The sequence below is a fragment of the Mycobacterium paraffinicum genome, from assembly GCF_025822865.1.
Classification (GTDB): domain Bacteria; phylum Actinomycetota; class Actinomycetes; order Mycobacteriales; family Mycobacteriaceae; genus Mycobacterium; species Mycobacterium paraffinicum.
In genome coordinates this window covers 140,503-162,966 of record NZ_JACKUR010000016.1, presented here as the reverse complement: position 1 = coordinate 162,966, position 22,464 = coordinate 140,503, and the positions used below count along the sequence as shown (strand labels likewise).

The window sequence follows — 22,464 nt, the reverse complement described above, 5'->3', positions numbered from 1 at the left end:
ACTAGCTCATCGGCTCGGCCACGTTGTGTGTCATGAGCGTTGCTTCTGTCCTCATACCCAGCGAAAAGCCGGAAAGCCCGGCGGCGGGCTCGCCAGCCGGGCCGCGATACTCGCTCCTGCTGTCCACCGACGCCAGCATGATCGAGGCCGCGCAGCGGCTCCGGTACGACGTGTTCACCAGTACGCCCGGCTTCGCACTGCCGGCAAACCACTTCCAGCCACGCGACGTTGACAGGTTCGACGAGCACTGCGACCACCTGCTGGTCCGCGACGACGACACCGGCGAACTGGTTGGTTGTTACCGCATGCTGGCGCCGGCGGGTGCGATCGCGGCCGGGGGGCTCTACACCGCGACCGAATTCGACATCCGTGCTTTCGACCCGCTCAGGCCTTCGCTGGTGGAGATGGGGCGCGCGGTGGTGCGCGAGGGCCACCGCAACGGCGCCGTCGTGCTGCTGATGTGGGCGGGCATCCTGGCCTACCTGGACCGCTACGGCTACGACTACGTGACCGGCTGCGTGTCGGTGCCCATCGGCGGAGATTCCGACGACCCGGAAAACCGCGTGCCGGGCCGTCAGCTACGCGGCGTCCGCGACTTCATCCTGAGCCGGCACGCCGCCCCGGCACAGTACCGGGTGCGTCCGCACCGGCCGGTGATCATCGACGGGACGGCCCTCGACGAAATCCCGGCCCCCACACGGCCGTCGGTCCCGGCGCTGATGCGCGGGTACCTGCGGCTGGGCGCCCAGGTGTGCGGCGAGCCCGCGCACGACCCCGACTTCGGGGTGGGCGACTTCTGCGTCCTGCTGGACAAGCGGCGGGCCGATACCCGATATCTGAAGCGGCTGCGCTCGGTGTCGGCGGCCACGCAGCTCGCGGGCGGCGACCGATGAACGCTCCCGCTCGCACCGGGCACTCCTGGTTACCGCGCGCATCGTGTGACGCCGGTTGTGTGAGCCTCGGCGAGGTGGTCGCGTCGCCGCCGCTGTTGGTGGCGCTGCGGGTGACGCTTCGCGTCATGCTGGCGCTGCTGCTGGCGCCGGGGGTGGTGCTGCTGGCGATGCCGCTGCCGGGCCGGACCCGCGTGCAGCGCATCTATTGCCGGATGGTGTTGCGCTGTTTCGGAATCCGGATCACGGTCACCGGCAGCCCGATACGCAACCTGCGCGGGGTCTTGGTGGTCAGCCCGCACATGTCCTGGCTCGACGTCTTCGCCATCGGGTCGGTGCTGCCGGGTTCTTTCGTCGCCCGGGCCGATATGTTCACCGGGCCCGCCACGGGCACGGTCGCCCGCATCCTGAAGATCATCCCGATCGAGCGGTCCAGTTTGCGGCGGTTGCCCGCGGTGGTGGACACCGTCGCCCGCCGGCTGCACGACGGCCAGACGGTCGTGTGCTTTCCGGAGGGCACCACTTGGTGTGGGCGCGACCGTGGGGCGTTCTACCCGGCGATGTTCCAGGCAGCGATCGACGCCGGCCGTCCGGTGCAGCCACTTCGGCTGACCTACCACCACGTCGACGGCAGCGTCTCGACCGTGCCGGCCTTCGTCGGCGACGAGACACTGGGGCGGTCCATCCGCAGATTGCTCGCCGTGCGGCGCACATCGGCGCGGGTGCACGTCGAATCGCTGCAGCTCCCGGGGACCGATAGGCGAGCGCTGGCCAGCCGCTGCCAGTCGGTGGTGGGCGCCGGAGCAACCCGCCGCGCTGGTCACGGTCCAATGCTGGTGGCCTCCTAACCGAATAGTGGCGACCCGCAGCGCCCGGCTGCGCCGCGCTTGCGATCGCCACCGACCGAATAGTGGCGACCCGCAGCGCCCGGCTGCGCCGCGCTTGCGATCGCCACCGACCGAATAGTGGCGACCCGCAGCGCCCGGCTGCGCCGCGCTTGCGATCGCCACCGACCGAATACTGGCTCGGGAGGCCCCTCGACCAGCCGGTATCGTGGGTCGGGTCATGGTCTACCTGGATCACGCGGCCACCACGCCGATGCACCCCGCCGCCGTCGAGGCGATGACGGCGGTGCTCGGCACCGTCGGCAACGCGTCTTCGCTACACACCAGCGGCCGGACGGCGAGGCGGCGCATCGAGGAATCCCGCGAGCTGATCGCCGACCGGCTGGGCGCCCGGCCGTCCGAGGTCATCTTCACCGCGGGTGGGACCGAAAGCGACAACCTGGCGGTCAAGGGCATCTACTGGGCCCGCCGCGACGCCGAACCACGCCATCGGCGCATCATCACCAGCGAGGTGGAACACCACGCCGTCCTGGACTCGGTGGACTGGCTCGTCGAACACGAGGGCGCCGAGGTGACCTGGTTGCCGACCGCCGCCGACGGCTCGGTGTCAGCGACCGCGCTGCGCGAGGCGCTGCGCGGCCGCGACGACGTCGCGCTGGTGTCGGTGATGTGGGCCAACAACGAGGTCGGCACCGTCATGCCGGCCGCCGAGCTCGCCGCCGTCGCGGCCGAATTCGGCGTTCCGATGCACAGCGACGCCGTGCAGGCGGTGGGGCAGCTGCCGGTGGCCTTCGCCGCCAGCGGGCTCTCGGCGATGAGCGTGGCCGCGCATAAATTCGGCGGTCCTCCCGGCGTGGGTGCGCTGCTGCTGCGCCGCGACGTGGCGTGTGTGCCGCTGGCCCATGGGGGCGGACAAGAGCGCGACATTCGTTCCGGCACCGCCGATGTCGCCGGCGCGGTCGGCATGGCGGCCGCGGCCCGCATCGCGGTGGACGGCCTCGAGGCGAACAGCGCGCGGCTGCGAGCGTTGCGCGATCGCCTGATTGGCGGAGTGCTGACCGGCATCGAGGACGTCGGCGTCAACGGTGCCCGCGACCCGCTGCGGTTGCCCGGCAACGCGCACTTCACCTTCCGCGGTTGTGAGGGTGACGCGCTGTTGATGCTGTTGGACGCCAACGGAATCGAGTGTTCGACCGGGTCTGCGTGCACCGCCGGCGTCGCGCAGCCGTCGCACGTGTTGCTCGCGATGGGGGCCGACCCGACGAGCGCCCGCGGGTCCTTGCGACTTTCGTTGGGGCACACCAGCGTTGACTCCGACGTCGATGCGGTGTTACGGGTGCTGCCCGCGGCGGTGGACCGCGCCCGCCGGGCCGCACTGGCCGCCGCGGGGGCTCCCTAAAGTGAAGGTCCTCGCCGCGATGAGCGGTGGCGTCGACTCGTCGGTCGCCGCCGCCCGCATGGTCGATGCCGGGCACGACGTGGTCGGCGTGCACCTGGCGCTGTCGACCGCGCCCGGCACATTGCGCACCGGCGCGCGGGGGTGCTGTTCCAAAGAAGACGCCGCGGACGCGAGCCGCGTCGCTGATGTCCTCGGAATCCCTTTCTACGTCTGGGATTTCGCCGAAAGGTTCCAGGCGGACGTGATCGACGACTTCGTGTCGTCGTACGCGCGCGGCGAAACGCCCAACCCCTGCGTGCGGTGCAACCAGCGGATCAAGTTCTCGGCGCTGTCGGCGAAAGCCCTTGCGCTGGGCTTCGACACGGTGGCCACCGGCCACTACGCCAGGCTGTCCGGCGGGCGGCTGCGCCGCGCGGTCGATAGCGACAAGGACCAGTCCTACGTGCTGGCCGTGCTGACCGCCGACCAGCTACGCCACGCCACGTTCCCGATCGGCGACACCCCCAAGGCGCAGATCCGCGCCGAAGCCGCCCGTCGCGGCCTCGCGGTTGCGGAAAAGCCGGACAGCCACGACATCTGCTTCATCCCGTCCGGGAACACCCGGGCATTCCTGGGCGAGCGCATCGCGGTCCGCCGCGGCACCGTCGTCGGCGCCGACGGCGCGGTGCTCGCCGAGCACGACGGGGTGCACGGCTTCACCATCGGCCAGCGCAAAGGCCTGGGCATCGCCGGGCCCGGCCCCGACGGCCGCCCGCGCTACGTGACGGCCATCGACGCCGACACCGCGACCGTGCGGGTGGGGGAGGCGGCCGACCTCGACGTGCGCGAATTGCGGGGGCGCGAGCCGGTCTTCACCGCGGGACGGCCGCCGTCTGGTCCCGTCGAGTGCGTGGTGCAGGTGCGGGCGCACGGTGAAACTGTAGGTGCCGTAGCGGAATTGGTCGGTGACGAGCTGGTGGTGCGGTTGCGCGCCCCCATTCGCGGCGTCGCGTGCGGTCAGACGCTGGTGTTGTACCGCCCCGACCCGGGCGGTGACGAGGTGCTCGGCAGCGCCGTCATCGCCGCCACCGCGCGCTAGTTCGGCACGTTCGCGACGATGTTCGTCATCACGATGTCGGACACCGATTGCGCAAAGCCGCAGAACGTGACCTCCAGAATGGTCACCGAACGCAGCCGGTAGTCGCGGCCGCAGCCACCCGGCCGCAGGTGCAGCGAACCGGCGTCGGCCGTCCAGTCGCCGACGTATTGCTGGCCGGACGAGCCGTTCGCGCAGTCCCCGACCGTGCTCACCAACGCGCCGAACGCGCGCCGCGCGGTATCGGCGTCCCGGTAGGCCGCGGCCCCTTCAGAGATCAGCGCGCCGTCGGGCGGGTCCTGGAAGGTCGTCTTGTGGAACGCTTCGACCTCGGGCCCGAACGTCGCCGTCTCGGCGTAGATGAATCGGCATTCGTGCGGCGTGGTGTCGGCGAGCGCGTCGATGTCAACCAGGCTGGTGCCGTCCATGGAGGGGATGATCGTGAGGTGCTCGCCGGCGCCGGTGATCGCGCGCATCCGCGACTGGTCCAGCAGAACCGTGTCGACATTGACCCCTTGCACGGCCCTGCGCGGGGCACCGAATCCGGCCAGCGCCGTGCCGTCCACCACCCGGGTGCACGCGGCAGCCAGCACCACTGCCCCGCACCACAGCAGCGGCCGTGCCAATCTCGCCATCCGCGACACGTTTCGCACCCTTCTGGCGTCGAACCTACCCGTGCGGCCGCACGGGAGGCACCCCTGGTCACAGGCACCCGGGGCGGCGTCGAATACGGTTGGGCCGGTGAGTGTTTTCGCGAGCGGCAGCGGCATCGGGTCGTGGCCCGGCATCAAGCCCCGGGAGGCCGCCGAGGTCGTCGTCGGGGAGCTGGCCGGCGGACTGCCCCACATCGTCGAGCTGCCCGCCCGCGGAGTGGGTGCCGACATGCTGGGCCGGGCCGGCGCGCTGCTGATCGATGTGGCCATCGACATCGTGCCGCGCGGCTATCGCGTTGCCGCTCGGCCGGGGGCGGTCGTCCGCCGCGCGGTCAGTCTCCTCGACGAGGACATGGACGCACTGGAAGAGGCATGGGAGGTAGCCGGCCTGGGCGGTGGCGAGCGCGCACTGAAGGTGCAGGCTCCCGGGCCGATCACGCTGGCCGCCGAGCTGGAGTTGGCCAACGGCCACCGGGCGATCACCGACGCCGGTGCCGTGCGCGATCTGGCGGCGTCGTTGGCCGAAGGCGTCGCCGCCCACCGCGCGGCGCTGGCCCGCCGCCTCGAAACACCGGTGGTGGTGCAGTTCGACGAGCCGTCGCTGCCCAGGGCGTTGGGCGGGCGGCTGGGCGGTGTGACGGCGCTGAGCCCGGTGGCCCCGCTCGACGAAGCGGTGGCCGTCGCCTTGCTCGACACTTGTGTCGCCACGGTTTCAGGCGAGGTGCTGTTGCATAGTTGCGCCCCGGAGTTGCCGTGGAAGATATTGCAGGACAGCAGCTTTAACGCGGTTTCGGTGGACGTCAACACGTTGGCCGCGGCGGATCTCGACGGTATCGCCGCCTTCGTCGAATCGGGCCGCACGGTGATGCTGGGAGTTGTTGCCGCCAGCGCACCGCCACGGCGGCCGTCGACCGAAGAGGTGGCCGCCGCGCTGGTCGCGGTGACGGATCGGCTCGGCTTCGCCCGCTCGGCGTTGCGCGACCGCATCGGCGTCACCCCCGCGTGTGGCCTGGCCGGTGCGACGCCCGAGTGGGCCCGACTGGCGATCGAGCTGTCCCGCACGGCGGCCGAGGCCTTCGCCGAGGACCCCGACGCCATCTGATGGGCAACCAAAAAGTTGCGCTTTTCCTATTGGCGTGATGGACTCATAGGCAACCAGGAGGTTGCGTATGAGGATTGAGAAGAGCGTGCTGCTGCACGCACCGTTGGATCGGGTATGGCGGGCCATCAGCGACGCCGACGAGTTCGGCCGCTGGTTCGGCGTCCGCTTCGACGGGCCGTTCGTCGCCGGGACTTCGATCGCCGCGGTGATCAGCCCGACCACGGTCGACGACGAGGTCGCCAAGCGTCAGGAGCCGCACGCCGGGGTGAAAAGCACCTGGCACATCGTCGCGGTCGAACCGCAGCGGCGGTTCGCCTATCGCTGGCATCCCTTCGCCGTCGACCCGGACGTCGACTACGAGCGAGAGCCGACCACGCTGGTCGAGTTCACCTTGTCGGAGGCTCCCGATGGCGTGCTGCTCACCATCACCGAATCCGGATTCGAAGACATTCCTGAAGCGCGCCGCCCGTCCTCGTTCGAGGCCAACGCCGAGGGGTGGGCCATCCAGGCGGGCCTGGTGCGCAGGTATCTGGAAGAAGCCCGCGAATGAGTGGTCGCGTCGCCGTGGGCGCGCCGCTCTTCGACGCACTCGGCGATCCGAACCGGCTGCGCATCATCGTGCGGCTCTGCGATCTGGGCCCGAGCTCGACATCGCAGCTCACCGGCGTCATCCCGGTCACCCGGCAGGCCGCCAGCAAACACCTGCAGCTGCTGGAGTCGGCGGGTTTGGTGACCAGCAGCAGGCGGGGTCGCGAGCGTGTCTGGGCGGTGCGGACCGCCCCCTTGGCCCAGGCCAGTGACTACCTCACCGCGTTGTCGCGCCGGTGGGATGCGGCGGTGGACCGGCTGCGGGCATACGTGGAGGACTGAGTCGGGAGTGTCGGCGTTCTCGGATAGCCTGCGAGGGTGAGCTCACCAGAAGCTGATTCGGTGGCGCCCGAGATCCGGCGACAGTGGCAGGAACTGGCCGATGAAGTCCGCGAACACCAGTTCCGCTATTACATCAAGGACGCGCCGATCGTCTCCGACGCCGAATTCGACAAGATGTTCAACGACCTTGTCGCGCTGGAGGACCGTTACCCGGAGCTGCGGGTTCCGGATTCGCCGACGCAGCTGGTCGGCGGGGCGGGCTTTGCCACCGACTTCACCGAGGCCGAGCACCTCGAGCGGATGCTGAGCCTCGACGACGTGTTCGACCGCGACGAACTGGTCGCCTGGAGCAACCGCGTCGAGAACGAGATCGGCCGTGAGCCGCACTACTTGTGCGAACTCAAGATCGACGGGGTGGCGTTGTCGCTGGTGTACCGCGACGGCCGGCTGGAACGGGCCGCCACGCGCGGCGACGGCCGGGTGGGCGAGGACGTGACGCTCAATGCGCGCACCATCGATGACGTGCCCGAGCGGCTCACTGCCAGTGCCGATTTGCCGATTCCCGCCGTGCTCGAGGTGCGTGGCGAGGTCTTCTTCATGCTCGCCGATTTCGAGGTGCTCAACGCCAGCCTGGTCGAGGACGGCAAGGCGCCCTTCGCCAATCCGCGTAACAGCGCGGCCGGTTCGCTGCGCCAGAAGAACCCGGCGGTCACCGCCCGGCGCAAGCTGCGAATGATCTGTCACGGCATCGGCCGCACCGACGGGTTCGCGCCCAAGACCCTGCACGAGGCCTACACCGCGCTGAAAACCTGGGGCCTGCCGGTGGCCGAAGAGACCGCGCGCGTGTGTGGCCTCGCCGCCGTGGAGGAGCGGATCGGGTATTGGGGTGAGCACCGCTATGACATCGACCACGAAATCGATGGTGTGGTGGTCAAAGTCGATGACTTCGCGCTGCAGCGCCGCCTGGGAACGACGTCGCGGGCGCCCCGCTGGGCGGTCGCGTACAAGTATCCGCCCCAGGAGGCGCAGACCAAGCTGCTCGACATCCGGGTGAACGTCGGACGCACCGGCCGCGTCACGCCATTCGCCTTCATGACGCCGGTGAAGGTGGCCGGATCAACCGTAGGGCTGGCCACCCTGCACAACGCCGCCGAGGTCAAGCGCAAGGGGGTGCTGATCGGCGACACGGTGATGATCCGCAAAGCGGGCGACGTGATCCCGGAAGTGCTCGGTCCCGTCGTCGACCTCCGGGACGGGTCCGAGCGCGAATTCGTCATGCCCACAACGTGTCCCGAATGCGGAACCCCGCTGGCGCCCGCCAAGGAGGGTGACGCCGACATCCGCTGCCCCAATGCCCGGTCCTGCCCGGCGCAGCTGCGCGAGCGCGTCTTCCACGTCGCCGGCCGCGGAGCGCTCGACATCGAGGGGCTGGGCTACGAGGCGGCCATCGCACTGTTGAAGGCCGGCGTGATCGCCGACGAGGGCGACCTGTTCACCCTCACCGAGGAAGACCTGTTGCGCACCGAGCTTTTTCGGACCAAGGCCGGCGCGTTGTCCGCCAACGGCAGGAGGCTGCTCGACAACCTGGACAAGGCCAAGTCGGTGGCGCTGTGGCGCGTCCTGGTGGCGCTGTCGATCCGGCATGTCGGTCCGACCGCCGCGCGCGCGCTGGCCACCGAATTCGGCAGCCTGGAGGCGATCATGTCGGCGTCCACCGAGCGGTTGGCCGCGGTCGAGGGCGTCGGACCGACGATCGCGGCCGCGCTGACCGAGTGGTTCACCGTCGACTGGCACCGCGCGATCGTCGACAAGTGGCGGGCCGCCGGGGTGCGGATGGCCGACGAGCGCGACGCCAGCGTGCCCCGGACCCTGGAAGGGCTGACGGTTGTCGTCACCGGTTCGCTGGCCGGTTTTTCGCGCGACGACGCCAAGGAGGCGATCATCGCGCGCGGCGGCAAGGCCGCCGGTTCGGTGTCGAAGAAGACCGACTTCGTCGTCGCCGGGGATGCGCCGGGATCCAAGTACGACAAGGCGATCGAGCTGGGAGTGCCGGTCCTCGACGAGGACGGTTTCCGGAAGCTGTTGGCCGAGGGTCCGCCGGAAGCACCGGCGGACTAGGCCGATGATCGGTCGCTACGGCGATTCCACCCCCAGGCGCTCAACGCCATCCGGTCATAAAGTGGCCCGCATCGCCGTAGCGGTCCTATCGTGGGCGCTATGACGCAACCGGCCGAGGAGTGCACGCAGGCATCGCCGTGGTCACCCCGCGAGGCCGAGATACTGACCGTGACCCTGCGGCTGCTGCAGGATCACGGCTATGGCCAACTGACCGTCGAAGCCGTGGCCGGTGCCGCCCACGCCAGCAAGGCGACGGTGTACCGGCGGTGGCCCTCGAAGGCCGAGTTGGTGCTGGCCGCCTTCACCGAGGGTGTCCGCGTGGTCGCCGTCGCGCCCAACACCGGCACACTGCGTGGCGACCTGCTGAGTCTGGGGGAGACCTGTGGTCAGCACGGCGTCGAACACGCCAGCACCATCCGCGCGGTGATGGTCGAGGTGTCGCGACACCCGGCGCTCGACGACGCTTTGCAGGAGCAATTCCTCAAGCAGCGCAAGGCATTAATCCAGCATGTGCTGCGCCAAGCCGTCGACCGCGGTGAGATCAGCGAGGACGTCATCACCGACGAGCTCTGGGATCTGTTACCCGGTTATCTCATCTTCCGGTCGATCATTCCTGGCCGGCCGCCCACCCGCCGGACCGTCCAAGCCCTCGTGGACGGGTTTCTCATCCCGGGCTTGACCAGAACCACCGGGTAACGCGGCGTTAACCCGCCGAGACGGAATGTGTACGCGCGCGTCTCTTGTACAGTACGGTCCCGTACCGTACTGTCATACCTGTCGAGCACGCCCGACCCGCCGGCAGACGCACTCGCCTCGAGGATGGTCGTGTCGCCCGATAATCGAAAGGTGAACGGGTGAAGGGGATTTCGGTGGCATCCCTTGTCAGACGGGGGTGGATGGTGCTGGTGGCGGTGCTGGTCGTCGCGCTTGCCGGATTCGCCATCTATCGCCTGCACGGAATCTTCGGCTCGGAAAGCAGCGCTTCGGCCAACAGCGGCCTGGCCAATGAAATCGTCCCGTTCAACCCCAAACGGGTGGTGCTCGAGGTCTTCGGCAGGCCCGGCGCAACCGCGACCATCAACTACCTTGATGTCAACGCCCAACCGCAACAAGTCAAGGACGCCCCACTGCCATGGTCGTTCACGATCACCACGACGGAGCCCGCGGTCCTGGGCAATGTCGTCGCACAGGGCAACGGCGACAGCCTCGGCTGCCGCATCACGGTCAACGGGGAAGTGAAAGACCAACGCACCGTTGACAAAGTCGACGCCTACACCTTCTGCCTGGATAAATCCGGATGAGCGAGCCCGAACAGCCGCGGGCGCGCGTCCCGCACGCCATCCGCCGGCTGGCGCTGCCCATCCTGCTGTTCTGGGTGGCGCTGGCCGCGATCACCAACATCGCGGTGCCGCAGCTGGAAGAGGTTGGCAAGACACACAATGTGGCGCTGAACTCTCCCGACGCCCCCTCGCTCAAGGCCATCAAGCGCGTCGGTGAAAAGTTCGGAGAGTTCGACACCGACAGCTCTGCCATGATCGTGCTGGAAGGCGACAAGCCGCTCGGCGCGGACGCGCACCGTTTCTACGACGAGATGATCCGCCGGCTCGAGCAGGACAAGAAACACGTCGAGCATGTCCAGGACTACTGGGGCGACACCCTGACCGCGGCGGGGTCGCAGAGCAGCGACGGCAAGGCCGCTTACGTGCAGGTGAATCTCGCCGGTAATCAGGGCTCGGCGTTGGCGAACGAGGGCGTCGGGGCGCTGCGCGACATCGTCGAGCGCATGAAGCCGCCGCCCGGCGTCAAGGCCTACGTGACCGGCGCGGCGCCACTGATCTCCGACCAGTTCGACGTCGGCAGCAAGGGAACCGCGAAGGTCACCACGATCACGGTCGGCGTGATCGCCCTCATGCTGTTTTTCGTCTACCGTTCGGTGCTCACCACGCTGCTGGTGCTCGCCACGGTCCTGATCGAAATGTCGGCCGCCCGAGGCCTTGTCGCGTTCCTGGGAAACGCCGGGGTAATCGGCTTGTCGACTTACGCGACGAATCTGTTGACGCTGCTGGTGGTTGCCGCGGGCACCGACTACGCGATATTTTTCGTAGGCCGCTACCAGGAAGCGCGCGGAACCGGTGAAGACCGCGAAAAGGCTTTCTACACGATGTATCACGGCACGACGCATATCGTGCTGGGTTCGGGCCTGACCGTGGCCGGCGCGGTGGCCTGCCTGAGCTTCACCCGGCTGCCTTACTTCCAGAGTCTGGGCATTCCAGCCGCATTGGCCATCCTCGTGGCGCTGTTCGCCGCCCTGACCCTGGGGCCCGCAATCCTCACCCTGGGCTCCCGGGTGGGCATCTTCGAACCCAAACGGACGGTCAGAACCCGTGGCTGGCGGCGGATCGGCACCGCCATCGTCCGCTGGCCCGGTGCCGTTCTCGCCGCGGCCTGCGCGCTGGCCCTGGTGGGTCTGACCGCCCTGCCCGGCTACAAGACCAGTTATGACACCCGTCCCTATATGCCGGCCAGCGCACCGGCCAATGTCGGCTACACCGCCGCCGAGAAGCATTTCTCGCGGGCCCGGCTGGAGCCCGAATTGCTGATGGTCGAAACCGATCACGACATGCGTAACCCCGAAAGCATGCTCATCCTGGACAAGGTGGCGAAGGCGGTATTCCACGTTCCCGGCGTCGCGCAGGTGCAGACCATCACCCGGCCCCTGGGCACCCCGCTGGTTCACAGTTCGCTGGCGTTCGTCGTCAGCAATTCCAGCGCGGCCCAGCAGGAAAACCTGACCTACCAACAGGATCGGGCCAACGATGCCCTTAAGCAGGCCAACGAGCTGAGCAAGACCATCAACATCCTCAAGCAGCAGTACGTATTGCAGCAGCAGCTCGCCGGCACCACCCACGACGAGACCGAAAGCTTTCACGACACGCTCGGCACGATCCAGGACCTGCGCGACAAGATCGCGTATTTCGACGACTTCTTCCGGCCGGTTCGCAGCTATTTTTATTGGGAAAGGCACTGCTACGACATTCCCATCTGCTTCGCGTTCAGATCGCTCTTCGACGCGCTCGACGGAATCGACCAGCTCACCGAGAAGTTCGAAAACCTGACGGCCTCACTCGATAAGCTCGACGCGCTGCAGCCGAAGCTGGTGGCGCTGATATCGCCGCAGATCGAGAGTCAACAGACCAACCGCGATCTGACGTTGGCCAATTACGCCACGCTGTCCGGCATCTACGCGCAGACCGCCGCCGCGATCGACAACGCGACGGCGCTGGGGCGGGCCTTCGACGCGGCCAAGAACGACGACACCTTCTACCTGCCGCCGGATGTGTTCAACAACCCCGATTTCAAGCGCGGGCTCAAATTGTTTCTCTCGCCCGACGGCAAGGCGGCGCGCATGATCGTCACCCACGAAGGCGATCCGGCGACCCCGCAAGGCATTTCGCACATCGCCCCGATGGCCAAGGCTGCGCACGAGGCCCTGAAGGGCACGCCGATGGCGGACGCGGGCATCTATCTCGGCGGGACAGCCGCCACCTACAAGGACATCCAGGACGGCGCCAAGTACGACCTGATGATCGTCGCGTTCGCCGCACTGAGCCTGATCCTGCTGATCATGATGATCATCACGCGCAGCCTGATCGCCGCGCTCGTCATCGTCGGCACCGTCGCCCTGTCGCTGGGCGCCTCGTTCGGGCTCTCGGTCCTGGTCTGGCAGTACATCCTCGGCATACAGCTGTACTGGGTGGTGCTCGCGCTGGCCGTCATCCTGCTGCTGGCGGTCGGATCCGACTACAACCTGCTGTTGATCTCACGCTTCAAGGAAGAAATTCATGCCGGCCTGAACACCGGCATCATCCGCGCGATGGCGGGCTCCGGATCGGTGGTCACCTCGGCGGGCATCGTCTTCGCCGTCACCATGTGTGCGTTCGTGTTCAGCGGTTTTCAGGTTCTCGGTCAGATCGGCACGACGATCGGCCTCGGTTTGCTGTTCGACACGCTGATCGTGCGCTCATTCATGACGCCCTCTGTCGCAAAAATTCTCGGGCGGTGGTTCTGGTGGCCGCAGCGGGTGCGTCCTCGCCCGGCGAGCACCATGCTGCGGCCCTACGGTCCGCGGCCGGCGGTTCGACAGCTGCTGCTGTGGGACGACGACGACCATGCGGTGCTGGCGGGATCGAACTCGCAGGCGCGCTGATCTAGCGCGATCGCAACCGTCGCGGCGCCACACCCTGTGGGCGTCGCCGGACCGGTCAGTAGGATGCGTCCGACGACCGCTTGGTCTGTCTCGTGGCAGAGCGGGCGGGGCGATCGTTGGTTGCCGACCAAATCCGATGGGCAACCGTCACCCGAATCGACTCTTCGCGAGGTTCTCTCATGCATGTCGCACTTTTCACCGATCTTCACCCCGACGGCCTCGGGGGGACGCAGGTTTCGGTGGCCACTCAGCGTCGTGCGCTCGAACAGTATGGGCACCGGGTCACGGTCTTCACGGCACCGATGCCCGGCGCGGTCGATCCAGACCCCTGCGTCGTCGAATTGAAGCCGGTGCCCGTCATCGACCCGATCATGCGCAAATTGGGCAGGCATGAGGACTTTGTTCTGGTGTGGCCCTCCAAGGCGAATCGCGCGATCATCGACGAGGCGTTCGGCAGCCGCGGACCCATCGATATCGTGCACACCCAGGGTGACTTAGGCGTGGCGATAGCCGGCGTGCAAGCCGCTCGCCGGCATGGCATTCCGGTGGTTCAGACCAAACACACTCGCTACGACACGTATTTCGAGCAAGCCACCCCGGCCCCGCTCTTCCTGGCGATGTTGGTCAGTCGGGTGCAAAAGCGGTACCTCGCGCAGGAATTCCACCTGACCCCCGAAAAGGAAAGCGCGGCTTCGCGACTGGCGTGGCGGTTCATGGTTGCGAACGCACAAGCCGTGGACCACCAGATCACACCGACGCGGCATTTTGCGCGGTCGCTGGCCAGACGCGGGGTGACCCGTCCAATATCGGCGATTTCCAACGGCTTTGACGATGACGTCGTCGACCGGGCCCGGACGGCCGTGGTTGGCGCATTATCGGACGACGAGCCGCTCCGACTCGTCTGGTGTGGGCGCCTATCGTCGGAGAAGCGGGCTCTCGAAGCGATCGAGGCCGTCGCCCAGGTCGACAACTGCACGCTCGACATCTATGGTCAGGGCCACCTCGAGGCGTCGATGAAAAAACTCATTCACTCCACCGGACTCTCTCACCGAATCCGCCTGCACGGCCGGGTCGACCGCGAAGCCTGCCTGGTCGCGATGGGATCGAGCGATGCGCTGCTGTTCACCTCATATGATTTCGACACCCAGGGGCTCGTCCTGCTGGAAGCGGTGGCCATGTCGTCGCCCGTCATCTACTGTGACCCCGCGTTGAGCGAAACCGTTCCGGAAGGCGGGGGCATCCTGGCCGCCGACCCGTCCCCGTCCGCACTGGCGGCGGCGATTCGTGCGCTCTCCTCGGACCGCGACCGATTGCGGGAAATGTCCGGCGTCGCCACCGAACACCGCGACAGCGGCCGTCAATCCGTGCAAACCGAGAAGATCATCGCCATCTACAACAGCCTGCTGGACCCGGTGCCCGCGTAGCCGGCGTTCAGCGCAGCATGGTGGCCACGATCCCGGCCAGATAGCCCAGGCGAGCCACCTCCGACGGCCGGAACTCCGGGCCCGGGCGGCCGAGCACAACCGCCGTGTGCGGATCGCCCAGTGGGGCGGCGACCATCGTGGTGTCCATGTCGCGCCACGCCTGCGGCACCCACTCGCCGGTGCTGTCCAGCGTCGCGGCCCGTTCGATGGGCAGCCACGGGGCGGAATCCGCCCGCGTCTCCGGCGTACCCGGGCTGAAGGCCAGGCGCTGGAGTTCATCGCCCGTGCCGCGCAGCACGGTGCACCAGCTGACGCGCAGCACCCTGGGCGCCTCGTTGGTCAGCACCTGCAGCCGCGACGCCTTGTCGCCCGCCGCGGCGACGTGGTCGAGCAGCTCCAGCTCGCGATGCGCTTCCAACAATCCGGTGTGCGGGCGCACGCTCTCCACCCGGACGCCGGAAAGCGACTCGGCGGCGGTGATCAGCGTGTCCGGCATCGCCCCCAGCGGCAGCTCGATCACCAGGTCGTCGATCGCATACCCCGAGCTGCGCTCGACCACGTCGAGCGACAGGATGTCGGCGCCCGCCGAACCGAGCGCCACGGCCAGCGAGCCCAGGCTGCCCGGGCGGTCGACCAGTTCGATGCGCAACAGATACGACGGCACGGCCAACACTGTTACACAGCGATGCGGGGACTGCATTTCTGCGCAGAACCAACGGGCCTGACGCCGCCCGCACACTCGCGGCTAGGCTTTCCTGTCGTGTCTCAGATCTCCCGCGACGAGGTGGCGCACCTGGCCCGGCTGTCCCGGCTGGCGCTGACCGATAGCGAGCTCGACAGCTTCGCCGGCCAGCTCGACGCCATCCTGACCCACGTCAGCCAGGTGCAGGCGGTCGACGTCACCGGCGTCGAAGCGACCGACAACCCGCTCAAGGACGTCAACGTCACCCGCCCGGACGAGCCGACCCCCTGCCTGACCCAGCGGGAGGCGCTGGCCGAGGCGCCCGAGGCCGCCGATGGCCGCTTCGCCGTGCCGCAGATCCTGGGGGACAGCGAGTGAACGACGTCATCCGCGCCGACGCCGCTACCCTGGCCGCCCGGATCGCCGCCAAGGAGTTGTCGTCGGTCGAGGTCACCCAGGCGTGCCTGGATCAGATCGCCGCGACCGACGACCGGTATCACGCCTTCCTGCACGTGGCCGCCGACGAGGCGCTGGGCGCGGCGGCCGTGATCGACGAGGCGGTGGCCGCGGGGGAGCGGCTGCCGTCGCCGCTGGCCGGGGTGCCGCTGGCGCTCAAGGACGTCTTCACCACCGTCGACATGCCCACCACCTGCGGCTCCAAGATCCTCGAAGGCTGGCGTTCCCCCTACGACGCCACCGTCACCATGCGGTTGCGTGCCGCCGGCATCCCGATCCTCGGCAAGACCAACATGGACGAATTCGCGATGGGCTCGTCGACGGAGAACTCGGCCTACGGGCCCACCCGTAACCCGTGGAACCTCGATCGGGTGCCCGGCGGGTCCGGCGGAGGCAGCGCGGCGGCGTTGGCCGCATTCCAGGCGCCGCTGGCCATCGGATCCGACACCGGCGGCTCGATTCGGCAGCCGGCGGCGCTGACCGCGACGGTCGGCGTCAAACCCACCTACGGCACTGTGTCGCGCTACGGGCTGGTGGCGTGCGCGTCGTCGTTGGATCAGGGCGGCCCGTGCGCGCGCACGGTGCTGGACACCGCGCTGCTGCATCAGGTGATCGCCGGGCACGACCCCCGCGATTCCACGTCCGTCGACGCCGCGGTGCCCGATGTCGTCGGGGGCGCGAAGGCGGGTGCGGCCGGTGACCTCAAGGGCGTGCGCGTCGGCGTCGTGAAGCAGCTGCGCGGCGACGGCTACCAGCCGGGAGTGCTGGCCTCGTTCGAGGCGGCCGTGGGCCAGCTGACCGAACTGGGCGCCGAGGTGAGCGAAGTCGACTGCCCGCACTTCGAATACGCGCTGGCCGCCTACTACCTGATCTTGCCGTCGGAGGTGTCGAGCAACCTGGCCCGCTTCGACGCGATGCGCTACGGGCTGCGCGTCGGTGACGACGGGACGCACAGCGCCGAGGAAGTGATGGCGCTGACCCGGGCCGCTGGCTTCGGGCCGGAAGTCAAGCGCCGCATCATGATCGGCACCTACGCGCTGTCGGCCGGTTACTACGACGCCTATTACAACCAGGCGCAGAAGGTACGCACGCTGATCGCCCGCGACCTCGACCGGGCGTACGAGTCCGTCGACGTGGTCGTGTCGCCGGCGACCCCGACCACCGCCTTCGCGCTCGGCGAGAAGGTCGACGATCCGCTGGCGATGTACCTGTTCGACCTGTGCACGCTGCCGCTGAACCTGGCCGGCCATTGCGGCATGTCGGTGCCGTCGGGGTTGTCGCCCGACGACGGCCTGCCCGTCGGACTGCAGATCATGGCGCCGGCGCTGGCCGATGACCGCCTGTACCGGGTGGGTGCCGCCTACGAGGCCGCCCGCGGCCCGCTGCCGTCCGCCATCTGACCTTTCGTCGCCGTGCGAGTGGCGGGCAGGGCAAGATGAGGGCATGCGGATCGGAGTTCTCACCGGAGGCGGCGACTGCCCGGGGCTGAATGCCGTCATTCGGGCGGTGGTGCGCACCTGCGACGCCCGGTACGGCTCGTCGGTGGTCGGCTTCCAGGACGGGTGGCGCGGGTTGCTGGAAAACCGGCGCATCCAACTGCAGAACGACGATCGCAATGACCGGCTGTTGGCCAAGGGCGGCACGATGCTGGGTACCGCCCGGGTGCATCCCGACAAATTGCGGGCCGGGCTCGACCAGATCAAGCAGACTCTGGACGACAACGGCATCGACGTCCTCATCCCGATCGGCGGCGAAGGCACCCTGACGGCCGCCCACTGGCTGTCCGATGAGAACGTTCCCGTCGTCGGGGTGCCGAAGACCATCGACAACGACATCGATTGCACCGACGTGACTTTCGGCCATGATACCGCGTTGACGGTGGCCACCGAAGCCATCGACCGCCTGCACAGCACCGCCGAATCCCATCAGCGGGTGATGCTGGTGGAGGTGATGGGCAGGCACGCCGGCTGGATCGCGCTGAACGCCGGCCTGGCTTCCGGTGCGCACATGACGCTGATTCCCGAACAGCCCTTCGACGTCGAGGAGGTGTGCCGGCTGGTCAAACGCCGCTTCCAGCGCGGGGATTCGCACTTCATCTGTGTGGTCGCCGAGGGGGCGAAACCCGTCCCGGGCTCGATCTCGTTGCGCGAAGGCGGGGTTGACGAGTTCGGCCACGAGAAGTTCACCGGCGTCGCGGCCCAGCTGGGCGCCGAAGTGGAGAAGCGGATCAACAAGGACGTCCGGGTGACCGTGCTGGGCCATGTCCAGCGCGGCGGGACGCCCACGGCCTACGACCGGGTGTTGGCCACCAGGTTCGGCGTCAACGCCGCCGACGCCGCGCACGCGGGCGAATACGGCCAGATGGTGTCGCTCCGGGGGCAGGACATCGGGCGGGTGGCCCTGGCCGACGCGGTTCGCCAGCTCAAGCTGGTGCCGGAGAGTCGCTACGACGACGCCGCCGCCTTCTTCGGGTGATCCCGGCGGATTCGGCAAACGTGGGGTGGCTCCGAGCCGACGCCGGCCTGAATTTGCCCGACGCTCGACCAGCTTAGGACCGGTCGGCGCAAATTCGTGGTTTCCGGACTGGTCCTCAGCGGTTATACCGGGGGTGTGAGCAACCGCGGTTCGGTTCGCGGAGTCGTTCAGCATCCCGCGGCGTCGGCGGGGCCACAGGCCCCGCCGGTCAATCCGCCGCAACCACCTCGGCGCGTCGGCGCCGATCCGGCGCCGGCCACGGTGCCGCAGGCCCAGCGCTCGGATCCGTCCATCCGCCGTCCGCCGGTCAAGTTGCCGCCACCCCCGCCCGCCCGGCCCGCGCGCGTCCCCGCGCCGCCGCGGCCGGCTCGACTGCCGGGCGGCACGGCACTGGACGGACTCGACCAGCAGGGGCGCGAGGGCTCCGCGAGGTCCAACTGGCGCGAAGTCGTCCATCGCGTGACCGGCATCGATCTGGGCCCCGGGAAGGACTCACAGTACAAAGAGGAACTGCGCAACCGCATTCGCGCGGTCGTGGGCGGCGCGTTTCCCATCGCCGTCCTCAACCTCAAAGGCGGCGTCGGCAAGACCGCGGTGGTGGAGGCGCTGGGGTCCACGTTCGCCGATGTGCGCCACGATCGGATCATCGCCGTCGACATCGACGCCGGGGACTTGGTGGAGCGGCATGGCCGTCCTAACTCACTGAACATGGCCGACTTGCTCGCCGACAGGGCGATCACGAATTATGCGGATGTCCGGGCGCACACCTACATGAACAATTTCGGCCTGGAAGTCCTCGGATTGCCGGACTATGCGCACACCGACTGGCGACTCGAGCGCCACGACGTGGTGAAAGCGTTTTCGCTGCTGCGAAATCACTATTCGGTGGTGCTGGTGGACTGCGCCAAGGCCCTCAATTCCGGTGTGATGGAAGCGGTCCTGCCCGAGGCGCGGGCGCTGGTCGTGGTGACCAGCACCTCCATCGATGCGATACGAAAGACGGCCACCACGCTGGATTGGTTGGGCAACAACGGGTTTCAAGCGCTGGTGCGGTCGACGATACTGGCGATCAACCACGTCGAGCCGGCCAGGGTGGAGCTGCTGGCGGCCAAGGAACTCGAGCGATTGTCCGCACGCGTAGCCGCGACGGTGGTGCTGCCGTTCGATCGCCACATACACGAGGGCAAACAGATCGAGCTGGATCGGCTGAGCAAGGAAAGCCGGCGCAGTTACCTCGAGATGGCGGCCGTGCTGGCCGACATGTTCCCGGGCAGGGGTGGGGAGCGCAACCGGTTCCCGGTGCCGCGCTCGCCGCACTGGCCCTGAGTTCGCCCGCCTCCGCCGCGCCCGCGGTCACCACTACGCCCGATGGTGGTGACCCGCTTCGCCCGCCTCCGCCGCGCTCGCGGTCACCACTAGGCCGATGGTGGTGACCCGCTTCGCCCGACTCCGTCGCGCTCGCGGTCACCACTACGATCGACGGCATGAGTGTTGCTGCCAGCGCCGATCTCATGGACTACGACGACGTCATCGCGCGCTTCGACCCGGTACTCGGCCTCGAGGTGCATGTCGAGCTGTCGACCGTCACCAAGATGTTCTGCGGCTGCTCCACCGCCTTCGGCGCCGAACCCAACACCCAGGTGTGCCCCGTATGCCTCGGCCTGCCCGGATCACTGCCGGTGCTCAACCGCACGGCAGTGGAATCGGCTATCCGGATCGGGCTGGCGCTGAACTGCGAGATCGTGCCATGGTGCCGCTTTGCCCGGAAGAACTACTTCTACCCGGACATGCCGAAGAACTACCAGATCTCCCAGTACGACGAGCCGATCGCCATCAACGGATACCTCGAAGCGCCGTTGGACGACGGCACCACCTGGCGGGTCGAGATCGAGCGCGCGCACATGGAGGAAGACACCGGCAAGCTGACCCACCTGGGCAGTGAGACCGGCCGGATCCACGGCGCCACCACGTCGCTGCTCGACTACAACCGTGCCGGCGTGCCGCTGATCGAGATCGTGACCAAGCCCATCGTCGGCGCCGGGGCGCGCGCGCCGCAGATCGCCCGCGCGTATGTCACGGCATTGCGAGACCTGTTGCGCGCCTTGGACGTATCCGATGTTCGGATGGACCAGGGTTCGATGCGTTGCGATTCCAACGTGTCGCTGATGCCGACCGGAACTACCGAGTTCGGCACGCGCACCGAGACCAAGAACGTCAACTCGCTGAAAAGCGTTGAGGTGGCGGTGCGTTACGAGATGCAACGGCAGGCCGCCGTCCTCGCATCCGGCGGCCAGATCATCCAGGAGACCCGGCACTTTCACGAGGCCGGGTACACCAGCCCGGGCCGCGCCAAGGAGACTGCCCAGGACTACCGCTATTTTCCCGAGCCCGACCTGGAACCGGTCGCGCCAAGTCGCGAGTTGGTCGAGCGGCTGCGCCAGACCATCCCGGAACTACCGTGGCTGAGCCGCAAGAGGATCCAGGAAGAGTGGGGCGTCTCCGACGAGGTGATGCGCGACCTGGTCAACGCCGGTGCGGTCGAACTGGTCACCGCCACCATCAAGCACGGCGCGTCGAGCAAGGAGGCGCGCTCCTGGTGGGGAAACTTCTTGGTGCAGAAGGCTAACGAGGCCAACATCCAATTGGACGAGCTGGCCATCACGCCCGCGCAGGTCGCCGCGGTGATCGCCATGGTGGACGAGGGCAAGCTGTCCAACAAGCTGGCCCGCCAGGTCGTGGAGGGGGTGTTGGCCGGCGAGGGCGAACCCGAGCAGGTGATGACATCCCGAGGCCTCGAGCTGGTGCGCGACGATTCGGTGACCCAGGCCGCGGTCGACGAGGCGTTGGCCGCCAATCCCGATGTGGCGGAGAAGATCCGCGGCGGCAAGGTGGCGGCGGCGGGCGCGATCGTCGGGGCGGTGATGAAGGCCACGCGGGGGCAGGCCGACGCCGCCCGGGTGCGCGAGCTGGTGCTGGCCGCCTGCGGGCAGAGCTGACGAGAGCTCTCCAGCGGCCGCTAGGTCTTGTCGTCGTTGTTGCGGGGGAATCCGCCGCCCTGCGGGAACAACGGGAACACCACGTCGTCGAGCTTCTCGGCATCCCCGGCGGTCTTGTTTACCGTTGCGCCCCAGACGTTTCCGTCCGGTGACATCCGCAGCGCCCACGCGTGGGCATGGGTGTCCTTGCGCACCACGTCGGGTTCCCCGGTGACCGCACCCGTCGCCGGCGCCAGCCGCACGGCCACCGTCAGTTTGGTGTTGATCAGGTTGACCAGCACGGTCCCGTCCATCGCCGCGCAGCCGGCCACGCCGGGTTTGTCCGGCCACGTCCACACCGTGGAGACCTCGGAAGCCTTGGTGATGCGCTGCAACCGATCCGCCGTCGGCGTGCGGTCGGCCACGTACAACGAGCCGTCCACGGGGTCGATGCACAGGCCGCCACCGGAGCCGACGCCCGACAGCGCGGTCGTGGGCGGCGCCTGACCGATGGTGGTCGGCTGCTCGATGCGAAGGACCTTGCCCGCCAGCGATTTGGGGTCGGATGCGGCGGCGGGGTTACCCGCGTCGCCCGTCAGCACCACCAACGTGGTGGGGCTGGTGAAGATCAGCGCTCCGGTATTGCCGGTGGCCCCCTTGGGGATCCCGGTCAGGATGTCCTTGGGGATGTCGCCATCGGCCACCCGGATCACCCGATTGTCCGTGGGCGTGCTGATGTAGGCGTACATCAGCCGGTCTTGCGCATAGGTCGGGGACAGCACGATGTCCATCAAGCCGCCGTCGCCGGACGGATCGACCGGGATGACCATCTTCACCTTCGGCTCGGCGCTGACCGAGATCTCCTTGACGGCGCCGGTGGTGCGCTCGGCGACCAGCGCGGTTTTGCTGTCCGGCCCCATGATCAGTCCGCTGGTGCTCTCCAGGCAGCCCTGCATCACGCCGGGAGCCGGGCACGCCTTGGGGAATGGCGTGGGCGGCAGCGGCGGCGGTGGCGGAGGCGTCGAGCTGGGTTGCGGCTTGAGTTCCGGGTTGGTGGTGAAAGGCTGCGACTGGGCGTCGTTGAACCGCGCGCAGCCGCTCGCGACCAGCACCACCGCGCAAAGCGCGGCAAACCCGCACCGAACCGAGCGCCGTAGTCGCATGACCGACAGGCTACGGATAGTGCGCCCGCCGCCGCCACACGCATGGGCCCGCCCGCCCGGCGCCACACGATCGCGCCACGTTTGGCGCCGGCCAACGGCCGCCTCCGGGGGCCGAAATGTGCCGTTTGGG

Annotated in this window: 20 protein-coding genes; 17 read left to right on the top strand and 3 right to left on the bottom strand. The window is 68.3% G+C overall.

What is annotated here, in order from left to right; translation table 11 throughout:
• Nucleotides 1-32 precede the first annotated feature (32 nt).
• The 4 genes from H7J89_RS05960 (at nucleotide 33) to mnmA (ending at nucleotide 4,212) form a co-directional block, all read left to right on the top strand.
• Nucleotides 33-893, top strand: coding sequence for a GNAT family N-acetyltransferase (locus H7J89_RS05960; protein ID WP_264037419.1), 861 nt, complete (start codon nucleotides 33-35; stop codon nucleotides 891-893).
• Nucleotides 890-1,738: a lysophospholipid acyltransferase family protein gene (locus H7J89_RS05955; RefSeq protein ID WP_264037416.1), complete on the top strand. Its 849-nt coding sequence runs from the start codon at nucleotides 890-892 to the stop codon at nucleotides 1,736-1,738. Before H7J89_RS05960 ends, H7J89_RS05955 begins: the two co-directional genes overlap by 4 nt.
• Before the next feature lie 217 nt (nucleotides 1,739-1,955).
• A complete protein-coding gene (locus H7J89_RS05950; RefSeq protein ID WP_264037414.1) occupies nucleotides 1,956-3,134 on the top strand; it encodes a cysteine desulfurase family protein in 1,179 nt (392 codons plus the stop codon).
• Between the two features lies 1 nt (nucleotide 3,135).
• Nucleotides 3,136-4,212 (top strand): tRNA 2-thiouridine(34) synthase MnmA, encoded by a 1,077-nt coding sequence (gene mnmA, locus H7J89_RS05945; RefSeq protein WP_264037412.1) that lies wholly within the window; start codon nucleotides 3,136-3,138, stop codon nucleotides 4,210-4,212.
• Here the strand turns inward: mnmA and H7J89_RS05940 are convergent.
• Nucleotides 4,209-4,844 carry a sensor domain-containing protein gene (locus tag H7J89_RS05940; RefSeq protein WP_264037410.1) on the bottom strand — a complete coding sequence of 212 codons (636 nt, stop codon included), beginning with the start codon at nucleotides 4,842-4,844 and terminating at the stop codon, nucleotides 4,209-4,211. The genes mnmA and H7J89_RS05940 overlap by 4 nt on opposite strands.
• A gap of 106 nt (nucleotides 4,845-4,950) precedes the next feature.
• Here H7J89_RS05940 and H7J89_RS05935 point away from each other — a divergent pair, with 106 nt between their 5' ends.
• The 8 genes from H7J89_RS05935 to H7J89_RS05900 all read left to right on the top strand — a co-directional run bounded on the left by H7J89_RS05935 (nucleotide 4,951) and on the right by H7J89_RS05900 (nucleotide 14,583).
• Nucleotides 4,951-5,964: a uroporphyrinogen decarboxylase/cobalamine-independent methonine synthase family protein gene (locus H7J89_RS05935; RefSeq protein WP_264037408.1), complete on the top strand. Its 1,014-nt coding sequence runs from the start codon at nucleotides 4,951-4,953 to the stop codon at nucleotides 5,962-5,964.
• Between the two features lie 67 nt (nucleotides 5,965-6,031).
• Nucleotides 6,032-6,514, top strand: a complete 483-nt coding sequence (locus tag H7J89_RS05930) for an SRPBCC family protein (protein WP_264037406.1) — start codon at nucleotides 6,032-6,034, stop codon at nucleotides 6,512-6,514.
• Nucleotides 6,511-6,834 carry an ArsR/SmtB family transcription factor gene (locus H7J89_RS05925; protein WP_264037404.1) on the top strand — a complete coding sequence of 108 codons (324 nt, stop codon included), beginning with the start codon at nucleotides 6,511-6,513 and terminating at the stop codon, nucleotides 6,832-6,834. The genes H7J89_RS05930 and H7J89_RS05925 overlap by 4 nt, the downstream gene beginning before the upstream one ends.
• A 36-nt stretch (nucleotides 6,835-6,870) precedes the next feature.
• Nucleotides 6,871-8,952, top strand: a complete 2,082-nt coding sequence (gene ligA / locus H7J89_RS05920; protein WP_264037402.1) for an NAD-dependent DNA ligase LigA — start codon at nucleotides 6,871-6,873, stop codon at nucleotides 8,950-8,952.
• Nucleotides 8,953-9,051: 99 nt separating this feature from the next.
• On the top strand, nucleotides 9,052-9,648 hold the full coding sequence (locus H7J89_RS05915) for a TetR/AcrR family transcriptional regulator (RefSeq protein WP_264037399.1): 597 nt from the start codon (nucleotides 9,052-9,054) through the stop codon (nucleotides 9,646-9,648).
• 173 nt (nucleotides 9,649-9,821) lie between these two features.
• Nucleotides 9,822-10,253 carry an MmpS family transport accessory protein gene (locus H7J89_RS05910; protein WP_372513725.1) on the top strand — a complete coding sequence of 144 codons (432 nt, stop codon included), beginning with the start codon at nucleotides 9,822-9,824 and terminating at the stop codon, nucleotides 10,251-10,253.
• A complete protein-coding gene (locus H7J89_RS05905; RefSeq protein WP_264037395.1) occupies nucleotides 10,250-13,159 on the top strand; it encodes an MMPL/RND family transporter in 2,910 nt (969 codons plus the stop codon). The genes H7J89_RS05910 and H7J89_RS05905 overlap by 4 nt, the downstream gene beginning before the upstream one ends.
• Before the next feature lie 179 nt (nucleotides 13,160-13,338).
• Nucleotides 13,339-14,583, top strand: coding sequence for a glycosyltransferase (locus H7J89_RS05900; protein ID WP_264037393.1), 1,245 nt, complete (start codon nucleotides 13,339-13,341; stop codon nucleotides 14,581-14,583).
• A 7-nt stretch (nucleotides 14,584-14,590) separates the two neighbouring features.
• On the opposite strand, the gene H7J89_RS05895 is transcribed toward H7J89_RS05900, so the two are convergent.
• Entirely contained in the window at nucleotides 14,591-15,247 is a 657-nt protein-coding gene (locus H7J89_RS05895) for an ACT domain-containing protein (RefSeq protein WP_264037391.1), read from the bottom strand.
• 96 nt (nucleotides 15,248-15,343) lie between these two features.
• On the opposite strand from H7J89_RS05895, the gene gatC reads away from it, so the two are divergent.
• The 5 genes from gatC to gatB all read left to right on the top strand — a co-directional run bounded on the left by gatC (nucleotide 15,344) and on the right by gatB (nucleotide 21,192).
• Nucleotides 15,344-15,643, top strand: a complete 300-nt coding sequence (gene gatC / locus H7J89_RS05890; protein ID WP_067737096.1) for an Asp-tRNA(Asn)/Glu-tRNA(Gln) amidotransferase subunit GatC — start codon at nucleotides 15,344-15,346, stop codon at nucleotides 15,641-15,643.
• The gene (gene gatA, locus H7J89_RS05885) at nucleotides 15,640-17,121 is read left to right on the top strand and encodes an Asp-tRNA(Asn)/Glu-tRNA(Gln) amidotransferase subunit GatA (RefSeq protein WP_264037384.1); all 1,482 of its coding nucleotides are present in this window, start codon (nucleotides 15,640-15,642) and stop codon (nucleotides 17,119-17,121) included. The genes gatC and gatA overlap by 4 nt, the downstream gene beginning before the upstream one ends.
• A gap of 43 nt (nucleotides 17,122-17,164) precedes the next feature.
• On the top strand, nucleotides 17,165-18,196 hold the full coding sequence (locus H7J89_RS05880) for an ATP-dependent 6-phosphofructokinase (protein ID WP_264037382.1): 1,032 nt from the start codon (nucleotides 17,165-17,167) through the stop codon (nucleotides 18,194-18,196).
• A gap of 135 nt (nucleotides 18,197-18,331) precedes the next feature.
• A complete protein-coding gene (locus tag H7J89_RS05875; protein WP_264037380.1) occupies nucleotides 18,332-19,522 on the top strand; it encodes a MinD/ParA family ATP-binding protein in 1,191 nt (396 codons plus the stop codon).
• Nucleotides 19,523-19,680: 158 nt separating this feature from the next.
• Complete coding sequence (gene gatB, locus H7J89_RS05870) at nucleotides 19,681-21,192, top strand: Asp-tRNA(Asn)/Glu-tRNA(Gln) amidotransferase subunit GatB (protein WP_264037378.1); 1,512 nt, start codon at nucleotides 19,681-19,683, stop codon at nucleotides 21,190-21,192.
• A 20-nt stretch (nucleotides 21,193-21,212) separates the two neighbouring features.
• Here gatB and H7J89_RS05865 read toward each other — a convergent pair whose 3' ends face one another.
• Nucleotides 21,213-22,334: a PQQ-dependent sugar dehydrogenase gene (locus H7J89_RS05865; protein WP_264037376.1), complete on the bottom strand. Its 1,122-nt coding sequence runs from the start codon at nucleotides 22,332-22,334 to the stop codon at nucleotides 21,213-21,215.
• Between the last annotated feature and the right edge of the window lie 130 nt (nucleotides 22,335-22,464).